Below are 13,703 nucleotides of genomic sequence, written 5' to 3'. Positions count from 1 at the left end.
CGTTGTGTCATCCATGACACAAAAGGCCGCGCTTCGCACTCCATGCTCCGCTTGACGCTGGAATTGTGGCACACAGACTGAATCTTTGGATAATCTTTGGATAATCTTTGGATAATCTTTGGATAATAAGATTATAATGTTTGCTTAAATTAAGCATGTAACTTTGAGAAGTATAACGAGTACACTGTTCTTTTCTTTTAATAAATTCTCAAGAATAATCTACATTCTGACATGCAGACTTGCTTGAATAACCCTAAGATCAGTCTGGGGGCCACAGTTCCCGCGCCTGGATGGCGAAGCACGGCCTTTTGACGGCCATGGATGGCAAGGAGCGACGCGTCAAGGAAGACGCAACGGCCGAAAAGCGGTATTGTGGCCCCCAGACCTGCCATACATAACGGTTTTTTAATACTCAATAATCAACAATTTGTGTAAGATTTTGAAAACGTGGCTCTAGACACGACAGGCTTCTTTGATAATTTCTGTTACAAGACTGCAAACGCGGTCCGCCTCAACCAGCTCAACTTGCCGGGTGCTTCTGTTGTACAGTTCAACTTTGCCTTCAGCGAGTGCTTTAGCGCCGATGGTCAGTCTTAGAGGATATCCGACGAGATCCGCATCCTTGAATTTTACGCCGGGACGTTCGTCCCTGTCATCGTATACTGTCTCGATTCCGAGGGCTTTTAATTCTTCATAAAGCCGTTCAGCAGTGGCAACGACATTTTCGTCCTTTAAGGAAACCGGGACGATAATACAATGATACGGGGCAATCGGCATCGGCCAGATAATTCCGTTCTCATCATAATTCTGCTCAATGGCGGCAGCCATTGTTCTGCTGACGCCTATCCCATAGCAGCCCATATAGCAGACCTTTTCCTTACCAGTATCGTCGAGGTAGGTTGCCTGAAGGGCCTGACTGTATTTCGTGCCAAGGTTGAAGACTTGTCCGACTTCAATCCCACGGGCTTCCTGGAGCCGTCCCTGGCATTTCGGGCAGGGTTCACCCGGCGTTACCATTCTGAGGTCTGCTATTTTGGCAGGAATAAAATCCTTTCCGCAAGCAACACCGAGCAGATGATAATCTTTTTTATTGGCTCCGCAGACTCCCTGTTTCATCTCAGCTACTTCAAGGTCTGCGGCAACATAGACATCCTTAAGTCCAACCGGTCCGATGAACCCGTGCTCGCAGTTGAAAACCTCTCGGACTTCCTCCGGGTCAGCCATTCTGAGGTTCAGGAACGGTCCGAGCATATTATTGACCTTGATTTCATTGACTTCCCGGTCTCCCCTAACCAGGACAAGTATAAAACGGTCGTCGCCTTTATACAAAAGCGTTTTTATCAGAGAAGACTTGTTGATTTTTAAGAAATCAGCCAGCTGGTCAATCGTTTTAATATTGGGGGTATGAACCTCACCTGTCCGGCCTGCCAGAATATCCTGATCAGTGTCTGGATGCGGCAGACATTCAGCTTTCTCGACATTGGCGGCATAATCGCAATCTGGACAGAATACCACCGCAGCCTCTCCGGATTCGGCCAGCACCATAAATTCATGGGTTCCGCCTGTTCCGCCAATCGCACCGGCATCTGCCTCGACAGCACGGAAAGTCAGCCCACAGCGCGTAAAAATCCGTTCATAAGCCTCATACATCTTGCGGTAGCTTTCCCTGGAACCTTCAGGATCCCTGTCAAAAGAATATAAGTCCTTCATGATAAATTCTCTGCCGCGCATCAGTCCGAAACGTGGTCTTCTTTCATCACGGTATTTATTTTGAATCTGGTACAGAAGGAGCGGCAGCTGTTTGTAGGAACGGACTTCACTTCTGACCAAGTCGGTGATGACTTCTTCATGCGTGGGTCCGAGACAGAATTCCCGGTCATGCCGGTCTTTTAATCGGAACATCTCCGGACCATAGACATCCCAGCGTCCGGTTTCTTTCCACAGCTCAGCCGGCTGGACAATCGGCAGCATGACTTCCTGCCCGCCTTTGGCATCCATCTCTTCGCGCACGATTTGCTCGATCTTTTTAATTACTCTGAGTCCCAGAGGAAGATATGTATAAATCCCGGCTGCAGCTTTGCGGATAAATCCGGCTCTCAGCATGAGCTGGTGACTGATCACTTCGGCTTCTGCAGGCACTTCCCGCAAGGTCGGATTCAATAATTGGCTAACTTTCATTGTTTATTTCTTCCTTTCAACAAGTGCTTGCTCTTAAAAAGTTCTTGCTCTTCAATATTACCATTTTCACACAGGATTAAACAACCGGAAAACCGCTGATTTATTTTTAAAGATCTATCAGAAAATGTTTAGTGTTTTTCTGATAGACTTAAATCGTCTTCGATTTTCTCCATCAAAGCCGGCACTAATTCATCTTCAGGCAGCTGTGCGATGACCTCACCCCGTGCAAAAAGCAGCCCCCTGCCTTTTCCTCCTGCAATGCCAAAATCGGCTTCCCGGGCTTCCCCAGGGCCATTGACCACACAGCCCATCACGGCTATGGATACGCTCTTGGATGGTGCCGGTAAAGCTTCAAGTCTCTGTTCTACTTCCTCTGCCAGATGAACTAAATCCACCTGAGTCCTGCCGCAGGTCGGACAACTGATTAATTCGAATCCGCCTTTCTTAAGATCCAGTACCCGCAGAATCTGCTGGGCAACCGGAATCTCTGCTGCAGGATCGCCTGTCAGTGAGACTCTGATCGTATCGCCGATGCCTTCAGCCAGAAGTGTTCCTATGCCGATTGCAGACTTTACCACCCCGGATCTGACCGTACCGGCTTCGGTTACCCCGACATGCAGCGGATAGTCCACCCGATGGGCAATCATGCGGTAAGCGTCAATCATCAACGGAACATGGGACGATTTCAGGGAGATCTTGATATGATGATAGTTTTCCTGTTCCAGGATGCCGACATGGCCCAAAGCGCTTTCGACCATCCCTTCCGCGGTCGGTCCGCCGTATTTCTCAAGGATTTCCTTTTCCAGAGATCCGGTATTGACTCCGATCCGGATCGGGATGTTTCTTTCGCGGACCGCGTTGATCACCTCTTGTACTTTCCAGCGCTCACCAATATTTCCCGGATTGATCCGGAGTCCATGAACCCCATTTGCAACAGCTTTAAGTGCAAGCCGGTAGTCAAAGTGAATATCCGCAACTACCGGGATCGGACTTAGGCTGCAGATGTCTTTCAATGCAAGCGCAGCCTGCTCATTTAAGACAGCTATCCGGATAATCTCACAGCCAATGCCAGCCAAGTGCCTGATCTGATTGAGGGTGGCTTGAACATCCCGGGTATCCGTATTGGTCATCGACTGAATCACGACCGGATTACTACCGCCAATCGCCACCGATCCGATTTTCACTTCTCGCGTAATCCTACGTTTCAATCGATTAACCCTCCTATTTTGACGTAGTTTATCTTGGGCTAGTCTGTGGGCCACAATGCCGCTTCTCGGCTGTTGTGCCCTCCGTGGCACAAAAAGCCGCGCTCCGCATCGTGCTCCGCTGACAGCGGAACTGTGGCCCCCAGACTAATTCTTAAGTTTAATTTGCAAGCTAGATCAAGGAGCCAGAAAGTATCTCTATGAAGAAGAAGCCTGCCAAGCTCCTTCAAGCGCTCTGATATCATCGATTGGATGCATTCAGATGATGATTGACCTAGCTAACGTCATTCGTTTGCATAGCGTTGGGAACTTAAAGGCTAAAGAATAATCCGTGCTTAAATCAAATCAGATAAACACGCTTTTTATTCGTGATTAAAATCTAGTATGAATTCCCAGCAAGAGAACTATAATTGTATTCTCTACATAGAAGAACTGCAACTTCCGTATAAGTCATGCCAATTACCCTAAAAATCAGGCTACGGGCCACAGTTTCGCTGTGAGCGGAGCAAGGATTGCGTAGCGCGGCTTTTGTGTCAAGGAGGACACAACGGCCGAAAAGCGATATTGTGGCCCGCAGCCTTGCCCAAACAATAGGGTTTCAAATAACATTCATAATTCAAACGCTATAGAGACATATCCGCTTTTCTTAAACCAAAAAAGTCTACTTCGTAACAATCCTCAGTATATCCTGATACGTCACCGCGATCATCAGCGCAATGAGCAGCGCAAAGCCTGTCAGCTGAATCCAGCCTTTCTTTTCGATACTTAAAGGCTTACGCCGGATTCCTTCAAAAGTCATCACGGCCAGCTGACCGCCATCGAGCGCCGGCAGCGGCAGAATATTTAATACACCAAAGTTGATGCTGAGCACAGCAGCCAGGGTAAATAGCGATGACATGCCCTGTTTTACGCCTTCCCCGATGACCTGGGCAACACCAATCGGACCCGAAAGTTCAACCGGCGCCTTACCGGTAATCATATGAATCAGATAAAGGACGAGTTGTCTAGTAAACTCTACCGTCTGCAGAAAACCATATTGAATGGATTTCAGGACGGATACTTTCTGCATGGTATAAGAAGGCGCAATCCCGATCAATCCTTTTCCAAGCTCCTGATCATAGGCCGGGGTAATCTCAATCGTGACAATTTGTTTCGTATCCGCTTTTTCTACGGCAAACGACATCTTTTCTCCGGGGTTGGTGTGAATTTGCTGCGTTACAGAATTCCAGTCTGGAGTCTCTGTGCCATTGATCGCAATAATTCTGTCTCCGGCGGCGAGTCCCGCCGTGGCTGCAGGTTTACCCAGTGACACCTCACCGATTAGGTTCTGGTTATCGGCTACGGCTACACCAAAAAAGGCAAAAGCAACCACAAAAAGCACCGCACCGAGGATGAAGTTCATGAGCGGTCCGGCCACAATGACGGCCATTCTCTTCCAGATTGATTTGCTTTCAAAACTTCGGGCCAACAGTTCCTCCCTGCTGACCTGATCGCTTTCTTCGACTTCTTCAGCACTTAAGAATCTGCAAAACCCTCCCAGAGGCAGTATCCTGACGGAGTAAAGCGTTTCCTTACCCTGGAACCCAAAAAGCTTTGGCCCAATGCCAAAAGCAAATTCCAGCACTTTGATCCCCGATCTCTTGGCTATGATAAAATGCCCAAATTCATGCACAAATACCAAAACGCCAAATATTACGATAAAAGCAATTACCGTTTTCAATATTTCAAACAAACCATTCACCTCAACCCAAATTTATTTGTGATGCAGCATACTCCCTAGCCCATCTGTCCGCAGTCAGTACGGTATCCAGGTCCTTTATCTCCAGAACCTGATGGGCCTGACAAGTGCGTTCCACAAGTTCGTGCATCTCAAGATATTTTATGCGTCCTGCCAAGAAAGCATGTACACAGATTTCGTTGGCAGCATTCATGACAGCAGGAAGTGTCCCTCCCGTCTGACCGCAGGAACAAGCGAATTTCAAAAATGGGAAAGCAGCCAAATCGGGCTTCTCAAACGTTAAGCTCTTTCCGGCAAGCGAAAGTTCCGGCAAACGGTTTTCCCAGCGTTCGGGATAGGTCAGCGCATACTGAATCGGAATGCGCATATCCGGTATGCCAAGCTGGGCAAGAACAGTGCCGTCACGGAATTCAACCATCGAGTGAACAATGCTCTGAGGATGAACCAAGACATCAATTTGGTCATAATCTACGCCGAAAAGAAATTTTGCCTCAATAACTTCCAAACCTTTGTTCATCATGGTTGCCGAATCAATGGTGATCTTGGCGCCCATATTCCAGTTCGGATGTTTCAGCGCCATTACCGGTGTTACCTCAGCCAGCCTTTCCCTGCTCCATCCTCTGAAAGGGCCGCCTGAAGCAGTCAGAATGATTTTCTTAACTGCATTTTCGTTGCCGCTGAGACACTGGAACACAGCAGAGTGCTCACTGTCAACAGGAATGATGGAACAGCCGTTCCGTTCTGCTGTCTGCATTACAAGTTCCCCTGCGGCAACGAGCGTTTCTTTGTTGGCCAGCGCAATATTTTTTCCTGCGTTCAGTGCAGCCAGTGTAGGTTCAAGACCAATACTGCCGCTGACTGCGGTCACAACCGTGTCAACCTCTGCTGCAGTCGCTGCCTCAAGCAGTCCCTCCATACCTACCAGCACCTTAACAGGCAGGTCAACAACCTGTTGTTTCAGGTAAAGTGCTTTTTCTTCCTGCATCATTACGGCAATCCTCGGCCTGAACTCGCGGATCTGCTGTTCAAAAAGGTCGGCCCGAGAATTGGCCGACAAAGCATAGACAGCTAATTTTCCTTCCGAGTTTCTGACCACATCCAGTGTCTGCGTGCCAATTGAACCGGTGGAACCTAAGACCGAAATTATTTTCACTTTGATATCTCCAATTCAAATTTCAATCTAGCTTAATTCATCATGCTTAAGTTTTACTTAAAAATAGCGATGGTCTACCTAGTACATAATCTATCTAGGTTAGAGAATAGCTTTGCTACTCTCCCTTAAAAAAGCCGGCTTTCCTGACGGCTTCATACATGACGACCAGAGCGGGGCCGATGATCAGTCCTACTGCTCCGAAAAGATTCAATCCAATATACATGGACATCAGGGTGGCTAGCGGATGCAGCCCGATATTTTGAGACAAAATCTTTGGTTCCAGGGCCTGCCGGATCACTGTAGCGGCAAGGTAGATGACCAAGAGTTTGACTGCTGAGGCAATACTGCCGGTAAAAAGCAGCACCAGGATCCACGGGATAAATATGAGGGCCGGTCCGATAACCGGTATCAGATCGAGCAGGCCGGCCAGAATGCCAAGCGTAAAGGCATAGCTATTACCGATGATCAACAGTCCAATTGTGATCACAGCGAATGTGATGCAGACAAGAAAGGTCTGAGCTCTTAAGAATCCTACCAGTGCTGAACCAAGGTCTGCAGCAATTTGTCTGGTTCTGCCAAGATATTTCCCTTTTACCCTGCCAAACAGCCATTCCTTAACGGCCGGAAAACTCATGCTCGTCAGCAGTGTTGCTACAGTTGTAATCACAATCACAAACATCAAGCCCGGCAGCGCACCCAGAAAATTCAGCAAGCCAAGACTGCCGTTTTTAAGAATGACCTGGAGTGCCGCGAGTATTTTTTCCATATTGGACTGAATCGCACTGTTGATCTCAGGATTCAGCTGAATAAACTGCTGAACTAAGCCGATCTTTTCTGTCAGCATTGCCAAGGTCTGCTGATAAATCATCGGAAAAGCGGTATATAATTCGGCTAACTCGCGGTATATCCGGCTCCCGAACAAAACCAGCAGCAGCACAAATATAATTAAAACCAGGACAACTACAACCAAAGATGCGTAGGTTCTCTTGATTTTGAGCACATTAATCAGTTTTAATATAAGCGGTTCCAGCAGAAAAGAAATGATAAATGCCAAAATAAAGGGCAACAGAGCCGAGACCACTGTTCCAAGCGTTGAGCCAAAGACAGGGAAAAACTCGACGATCGTATAGGTAAAAAGTTTCAGGCCGAGTAATGCAGCTGCAATCATAACCAACCTGTTCAGATTCACCCTTAGGGAGTTCTTGGTCGTATCGTTCATGCTTATCCCACCAATCCTAGGTTAATAGAAAAAAACACCAATGGCAGCGCAAACAAAAAGCTGTCAAAGCGATCCAGGATACCGCCATGGCCTGGGATCAGCCTGCCGGAATCCTTCACCCCGGCAGTCCGTTTCAGTGCGGATTCAAAAAGATCACCGATCTGGGAGGCAATGCCGGTCAAGAGTGACAGGACAAGGATAGCCGGGAGCGTTGCTTGCTTGGTAATCAACCAGAAAACAAAACCGCAGGCTAAAGCCATCACCAGGCCGCCAACAGCCCCTTCGACTGTCTTGTTCGGGCTGACTTTCGGGGCAAGCTTTCTTTTGCCAAACGTATTGCCGACAAAAAAAGCTCCGGTATCTGTGAGCCAGACCAGTAAGAAAACAAGAAAACACCAAGAAACGCCAAATTCTCTTAAGGAGTAGAGATAGGTAAACAGAAAGACCGGATAAATCAGCGCCAGAAAATAATACGTTGAAGACGCTAAAGACTGATTTGGATAGCGCAGCGCATAACTTCCAAATGTCAGCATGAACCATATGATCGCCAGCGGCAGCATCCATTCCGTGCGGCCAAGAAGAAAAATAGCCAGCCACAAGATGCTGTACACGACCGCTGGCCATAACTTGTTTACTAAACCGGCTTTTTGTCCAATCTGCAAAAACTCTTTAAGTCCAAGTAAAGCGAGAATCACAACAGCAATGGACAAATACCATCCTCCGAGCCAAGTTAAAACCAATAAAAGGGGGGCTCCGATCAGAGCACTCAAGATTCTCTTAACCATTTTCTATCCCTCAACCTTCTTTTACGCCGCCAAACCTGCGTTCCCGGTTTTGAAAAATCCGAATCGTTTCAAATAATAATGCTCTGTTAAAATCCGGCCAGCATTCATTCACAATCACGATTTCTGAATAGGCGGCCTGCCAGAGCAGATAATTGCTTAAGCGCATTTCACCTGAAGTCCTGACAAGAAGCTCCGGATCAGGACAATCTTTCGTATACAAATGCTTTTCAAATATTTCCTCGGTAATTTGCTGAACATTCAACGCTCCGCTTTGGACCTCCTGCGCAACTTCCTTGACTGCTTTGAGGATTTCGATCCTGCTTCCGTAATTCAGAGCTACATTCAGCACTAATCCGGTATTGTTCTTTGTTTTTTCACAAGCCTCGTTATAAGCCTTCAGGACATCCTTCGGTATATCTTCTTCCTGCCCGAAAATGCATATCTTAACATTGTTCGCATGCAGCTCCGCAAGCTCTTTGCGGATATACTCCTTCAAGAGCGACATAAGAATCCCGATCTCCGACTGCGGCCTTTTCCAGTTCTCGGTCGAAAAAGCATATACGGTCAGATATTTGATTCCAAGCTCATCACTGCCCCTGACGACCTCCCGCAGTGCTTCTACTCCGGCCCGGTGACCGACAGAACGAGGCAATCCTTTCTGCTGGGCCCATCTTCCGTTTCCGTCCATAATGATTGCCAGATGTCGAGGGATTCTTTTCATATCAATGTTTTTCAGCTGAACATCTCCACTGTCTTTTTTCCACATTATCACAAGCATTCCTCTTTATATCTGTACTTAGTACCATGTCATGCATTTTAGAGCTGACAAGATACTGGAACGGCTGCGGAAAGACCCCCTGTTCCGTAGGGGGCCAAATAAAAAACTACCTTATAAATCTATCATGGATTAGAATAAATTTCAAATAACCATTGGTACAACTTATTCTGGCCACACGTAAATCTCCACAGGGAACAGCCTTTCCTACAGGGCTGGTTATCTCATAACAGAAATTCGCGCTTTCTTGTGTCAATTCCCCTTCAACGTCGTCCCACTTTTTTCCGAGCCAGCGCAACACGCTACACTTCCATAATTTCTTTTTCTTTTTTCTCGAGGATCTCGTCAATATCCTTCACAGTTTTATCGGTAAGTTTCTGCGCTTTTTCCTGTCCTTTTTTAGAATCGTCCTCAGAGACAGTTTTGTCCTTCTCGAGCTGTTTTATATCATCAATAAGCTCCCGTCTGATATTCCGGACAGCAACCTTAGCATCTTCCGCTTTCTTCTTAACCGTCTTGACAATCTCTGCACGGCGTTCCGCTGTCAATTGCGGAATATTTAGCCTGATGACCATGCCGTCATTCGAAGGCGTAAGTCCAAGATCGGATTTAAGAATCGCCTTCTCAATATCCTTAATCGAAGATTTATCCCAGGGCTGAATGGTGATCATCCGTGGGTCAGGAACTGAGACATTGGCCAGCTGGTTAATCGGGGTAGGAGTCCCGTAATAATCAACAGAAACTTTGTCCAGAACTGCCGGATTCGCCCTTCCTGCCCTGACAGATGCGAGGTCCTTCTTGAGTACCTCCTCTGTTTTATGCATTTTTTCTTCAGCGTCATTCAGAAAATCATTGAGCATTTTTCGTTACCTCCCTACATAGGTACCTATCGGTTCTCCCTTAAGTGCTTTAATAATATTGCCATTTTCTTTCAAGTTAAAAACAATGATTGGAATGTCATTGTCCATACACAACGAAGTTGCTGTCGAGTCCATCACACCCAGCCCTTTGCTGAGCACATCAAGATAGGTCAGTCTTTCAAATTTTTTGGCATCAGGATTCTTCATCGGATCACTGTCAAATACGCCGTCAACCTGTTTGGCCATTAAAATAACGTCTGCTTCAATCTCCGCAGCCCGCAAAGCCGCCGTCGTATCTGTCGAAAAATAGGGATTGCCTGTCCCTGCTGCAAAAATGATAATACGGCCCTTTTCCATATGGCGGATCGCTCTTCTTCTGATATAAGGTTCTGCTACCTGCCTCATCTCAATCGCCGACAATACTCTCGTGACAATATTGTGTTGTTCCAGAACATCCTGCAGCGCTAGGGCATTCATTACAGTAGCGAGCATTCCCATATAATCAGCAGTTGTCCGGTCTATTCCCTGAGAACTCCCGGCGATGCCCCGCCAAATATTTCCTCCGCCAACGACCAGTGCCATTTCCACACCAAGCTTCTGAACTTCAGAAATCTGTCTGGCAACAGACTCCAGCATGCTGTGCGCAATTCCAAAACCCTGCTCCCCGGCAAGTGCTTCTCCGCTTAGTTTCAACACTATGCGGCGGTAACGTGCATCTGTCATAAACGAACCTCCGTACTTAGTTTATTTCTACACCAAAGATAAAAATCCTCTTGTCCGCTGCACTTAGATATAATAGAAAGCAATGAACCTTTCTGATCCCCCTAAAAAAGAGAACACCGAAGTGTTCTCTTATCGATTTATTTCTTTCATGACTTCATCGGCAAAATTATCCTGGCGCTTTTCAATTCCTTCACCCAACTCATAGCGGGTAAATCTGCGAATAGCTATTTTCTCACCGATCTTGGCAATCTTAGCCATGATCAGGTCTTTGACTAAAACATCGGGGTCCTTGATAAAAGGCTGTTCTACAAGACAAACTTCCTTATAGAACTTCTCTATGCGACCGTCAACCATCTTGTCGACGATTTTTTCCGGTTTCCCTTCATTCAATGCCTGAGCCCTAAATATTTCTTTTTCATGGGCAACAACGTCAGCCGGAACATCTTCTTTATTGACATAAAGCGGTTTAGCTGCGGCGATCTGCATCGCAATATCCTTAGTCAGCTGCTTAAATTCATCTCCACGGGACACAAAGTCGGTTTCGCAGTTTAATTCGAGCAAAACACCAATTCTACCGCCCCCATGAATGTAGGCTTCTACAGTCCCTTCGGCAGCAATTCGTCCTTCTTTTTTCGCAGCAGCAGCCAGCCCTTTTTCTCTTAAGAAATCTATCGCTTTGTCCATATCGGCATTACATTCGGTCAATGCCTTTTTGCAGTCCATCATTCCGGCTCCGGTTCTTTCCCTGAGTTCTTTCACCTGAGAAGAAGTAACTTCAGCCATACGGTAACCCTCCTTTATTGAATACTTCACGACACATATAAAAACAGGGTAAGTCATGAAGAACATACCCCAATCTCACCCTGTTTTATTAACTATTCTTCGTCTTCGGTTTGATTGCTCTCTTCAACTTCTTCGGTATTGTCAAGACTTCCCTGTTGTCCTTCGATGATGGCATCAGCCATTTTCGCGGTGAGCAGTTTTACAGCCCGGATCGCGTCATCATTGGCAGGAATCACAACATCGATCTCGTCAGGATCACAGTTGGTATCGACAATTCCTACGATCGGAATATTTAATCTTCTTGCCTCAGCAACGGCAATTCTTTCTTTGCGCGGATCAACGATGAATAAAACATCAGGAAGTTTTTTCATGTTTTTGATGCCGCCAAGGAATCTTTCCAGCTTACCCATTTCATGGCGCAGCGCAGCGACTTCCTTCTTAGGAAGAACTTCAAAAACGCCTTCTGCTTCCATTCTTTCGAGCTGATGCAGTCTCTGAACTCTCTTTTGAATCGTCTGGAAGTTCGTCAGCATTCCGCCGAGCCAGCGCTCGTTAACGAAATACATGCCGCAACGTTCAGCTTCTTCTTTCACAGATTCCTGAGCCTGCTTTTTTGTACCTACAAACAGCACAGTTCCGCCGTTTACTGCGGCATCCCGGATAAAATTGAAGGCCTCGTCAACTTTTTTAACGGTTTTCTGAAGGTCAATGATATAGATACCATTTCTCTCCGTAAAAATGTAACGAGCCATTTTAGGATTCCAGCGGCGGGTCTGGTGCCCGAAGTGTACACCGGCTTCTAAGAGTTGCTTCATAGAAATTACAGCCATTGTGTTACACCTCCTCTCTTCATTTGTTTTTTTCCTCCGCAGGTTCATTCCTGGTACCCTTTGCTTGCGCAAAGAACCTGTACGCTAAGTCCCACTGCGTGTGTACTCCAAAAAATCACACTGCGAATAGAATATCATACCCTACTCCCGAATGCAACTTTAATTAATCCCGTAATGGGCGGCCAGATTGGACCGGATATTATGAGAGATGATAAACTCCTCTAAATCTGTAAGCAGTTCATTATAGGGGAAATAAAGATCAGTAAGGTAATATACTTTATTATTCCCGGCTTTAAGCAGCACAATTTCTTCATTGTTTTTGGTCCAAAAGAATGAGGCTTTACGGATATCTTTCGGTTCAAATGTCTTTTTTCGGAACAAGGACCGGAAGATGATCGCCTGATCATCAATAACAATCCGTTTCGTTTTCGCCGTCAACCAGATCAACAGGATCAAGAGAATCGAAACTGCATAAATTCCGGAAAGGATCAGCAAATAAAGCTCTGGCAAGGTATACAAAAACAGTATCCCTCCGATCAGCAACGGATATAGGATGATATATAGCACTCCCGGAATTACCAAAGGTTTCATGCGGTAACCATATTCTTGCGCATCCATAATCATTTACCCTTCTCTTTAACGATGCCGTTTAATGTACTTATCCAGCTCGTCCAGCAGATAGTCATTCAGAACCTTGATATACGTGCCTTTCATTCCGAGAGACTTTGATTCAATCACGCCTGCTGATTCAAACTTGCGCAGCGCGTTGACAATTACCGAACGGGTAATGCCAACCCTGTCGGCAATTTTGCTGGCTACCAGCAGCCCCTCGCCACCGCCCAGTTCAGCAAAAATATGCTCAACTGCCTCGAGTTCCGAGTAAGACAGTGTTCCCACCGCAATTTGGACTGCAGCTTTCTTGCGTGCTTCTTCCTCTGCATACTCAGCCTTGACCCGTAGGATTTCCATACCAATCACGGTAGCGCCATATTCAGCAAGGATCAGATCCTCCGGCCGGAACTGCTCGCCAAACTTGGCCAGAACGAGCGTCCCAACCCTATCGCCACCTCCAAGGATAGGCACAACCGTTGTCATCTTATTGCCGAAAACACACTCATGATGTTTGCTGAATACACAGGCATTCGCAACTTGCGTTGTGTTTGCTTTTGTTTCTGTTGTTTTTAGCAGACCTTCATTGTAGCTTTCCGGAAATCTTTCCGTATGAAGAACGATTTGTTCCATTTCCCCGCAGTGGAAATCTCCTATGAAGCTATAGCTCAGAATTTTTCCTCTGCGTCCGACAATATAACAGTTGGCAGCGATCTCCTGACTCAGTACCTTGGCCATCTCGGCAAAATCCACAGGTTTTCCGGCAGCACGCTGAATGAGTCCGCTAATTTTCCTGGTCTTTTCTAGTAAAATTTCCACAGGTTACCCCCCTTATTCTTGGTACT

General features: G+C 46.6%; 13 protein-coding genes. All 13 read right to left on the bottom strand.

Annotation, left to right across the window (positions count from 1 at the left end; all coding sequences use genetic code 11):
* Nucleotides 1-453 precede the first annotated feature (453 nt).
* Nucleotides 454-2,178: a proline--tRNA ligase gene (locus DEHRE_RS05290; protein ID WP_025205407.1), complete on the bottom strand. Its 1,725-nt coding sequence runs from the start codon at nucleotides 2,176-2,178 to the stop codon at nucleotides 454-456.
* Between the two features lie 128 nt (nucleotides 2,179-2,306).
* Nucleotides 2,307-3,386 (bottom strand): flavodoxin-dependent (E)-4-hydroxy-3-methylbut-2-enyl-diphosphate synthase, encoded by a 1,080-nt coding sequence (gene ispG, locus DEHRE_RS05285; RefSeq protein ID WP_025205406.1) that lies wholly within the window; start codon nucleotides 3,384-3,386, stop codon nucleotides 2,307-2,309.
* A 658-nt stretch (nucleotides 3,387-4,044) separates the two neighbouring features.
* Complete coding sequence (gene rseP, locus DEHRE_RS05280; RefSeq protein WP_242837045.1) at nucleotides 4,045-5,124, bottom strand: RIP metalloprotease RseP; 1,080 nt, start codon at nucleotides 5,122-5,124, stop codon at nucleotides 4,045-4,047.
* Nucleotide 5,125: 1 nt separating this feature from the next.
* Nucleotides 5,126-6,274: a 1-deoxy-D-xylulose-5-phosphate reductoisomerase gene (locus DEHRE_RS05275; RefSeq protein WP_025205404.1), complete on the bottom strand. Its 1,149-nt coding sequence runs from the start codon at nucleotides 6,272-6,274 to the stop codon at nucleotides 5,126-5,128.
* Between the two features lie 115 nt (nucleotides 6,275-6,389).
* Complete coding sequence (gene ytvI / locus DEHRE_RS05270; protein ID WP_025205403.1) at nucleotides 6,390-7,493, bottom strand: sporulation integral membrane protein YtvI; 1,104 nt, start codon at nucleotides 7,491-7,493, stop codon at nucleotides 6,390-6,392.
* 2 nt (nucleotides 7,494-7,495) lie between these two features.
* A complete protein-coding gene (locus DEHRE_RS05265) occupies nucleotides 7,496-8,278 on the bottom strand; it encodes a phosphatidate cytidylyltransferase (RefSeq protein WP_025205402.1) in 783 nt (260 codons plus the stop codon).
* Nucleotides 8,279-8,288: 10 nt separating this feature from the next.
* Nucleotides 8,289-9,050 carry an undecaprenyl pyrophosphate synthase gene (uppS, locus tag DEHRE_RS05260; protein WP_025205400.1) on the bottom strand — a complete coding sequence of 254 codons (762 nt, stop codon included), beginning with the start codon at nucleotides 9,048-9,050 and terminating at the stop codon, nucleotides 8,289-8,291.
* Nucleotides 9,051-9,355: 305 nt separating this feature from the next.
* Nucleotides 9,356-9,913, bottom strand: a complete 558-nt coding sequence (frr, locus tag DEHRE_RS05250; protein ID WP_025205398.1) for a ribosome recycling factor — start codon at nucleotides 9,911-9,913, stop codon at nucleotides 9,356-9,358.
* A 6-nt stretch (nucleotides 9,914-9,919) separates the two neighbouring features.
* Nucleotides 9,920-10,636: a UMP kinase gene (gene pyrH, locus DEHRE_RS05245; RefSeq protein ID WP_025205397.1), complete on the bottom strand. Its 717-nt coding sequence runs from the start codon at nucleotides 10,634-10,636 to the stop codon at nucleotides 9,920-9,922.
* A 129-nt stretch (nucleotides 10,637-10,765) separates the two neighbouring features.
* Nucleotides 10,766-11,419, bottom strand: a complete 654-nt coding sequence (gene tsf / locus DEHRE_RS05240) for a translation elongation factor Ts (protein ID WP_025205395.1) — start codon at nucleotides 11,417-11,419, stop codon at nucleotides 10,766-10,768.
* Nucleotides 11,420-11,511: 92 nt separating this feature from the next.
* A complete protein-coding gene (rpsB, locus tag DEHRE_RS05235) occupies nucleotides 11,512-12,249 on the bottom strand; it encodes a 30S ribosomal protein S2 (protein WP_015044137.1) in 738 nt (245 codons plus the stop codon).
* A gap of 159 nt (nucleotides 12,250-12,408) precedes the next feature.
* A complete protein-coding gene (locus tag DEHRE_RS05230) occupies nucleotides 12,409-12,840 on the bottom strand; it encodes a hypothetical protein (protein ID WP_242837044.1) in 432 nt (143 codons plus the stop codon).
* Between the two features lie 45 nt (nucleotides 12,841-12,885).
* Entirely contained in the window at nucleotides 12,886-13,677 is a 792-nt protein-coding gene (codY, locus tag DEHRE_RS05225) for a GTP-sensing pleiotropic transcriptional regulator CodY (protein WP_019225606.1), read from the bottom strand.
* Between the last annotated feature and the right edge of the window lie 26 nt (nucleotides 13,678-13,703).

The sequence above is a fragment of the Dehalobacter restrictus DSM 9455 genome (genome assembly GCF_000512895.1).
Taxonomy (GTDB): domain Bacteria; phylum Bacillota; class Desulfitobacteriia; order Desulfitobacteriales; family Syntrophobotulaceae; genus Dehalobacter; species Dehalobacter restrictus.
Note: the sequence above shows the minus strand (reverse complement) of the source record. Positions and strands in the feature narration are given on the sequence as shown.

Coding starts and splice junctions, on each gene's coding strand:
- DEHRE_RS05290 (WP_025205407.1), bottom strand. CDS start 2,178: ATGAAAGTTAGCCAATTATTGAATCCGACCTTGCGGGAAGTGCCTGCA.
- ytvI (WP_025205403.1), bottom strand. CDS start 7,493: ATGAACGATACGACCAAGAACTCCCTAAGGGTGAATCTGAACAGGTTG.
- DEHRE_RS05265 (WP_025205402.1), bottom strand. CDS start 8,278: ATGGTTAAGAGAATCTTGAGTGCTCTGATCGGAGCCCCCCTTTTATTG.
- frr (WP_025205398.1), bottom strand. CDS start 9,913: ATGCTCAATGATTTTCTGAATGACGCTGAAGAAAAAATGCATAAAACA.
- pyrH (WP_025205397.1), bottom strand. CDS start 10,636: ATGACAGATGCACGTTACCGCCGCATAGTGTTGAAACTAAGCGGAGAA.
- tsf (WP_025205395.1), bottom strand. CDS start 11,419: ATGGCTGAAGTTACTTCTTCTCAGGTGAAAGAACTCAGGGAAAGAACC.
- rpsB (WP_015044137.1), bottom strand. CDS start 12,249: ATGGCTGTAATTTCTATGAAGCAACTCTTAGAAGCCGGTGTACACTTC.
- DEHRE_RS05230 (WP_242837044.1), bottom strand. CDS start 12,840: ATGAAACCTTTGGTAATTCCGGGAGTGCTATATATCATCCTATATCCG.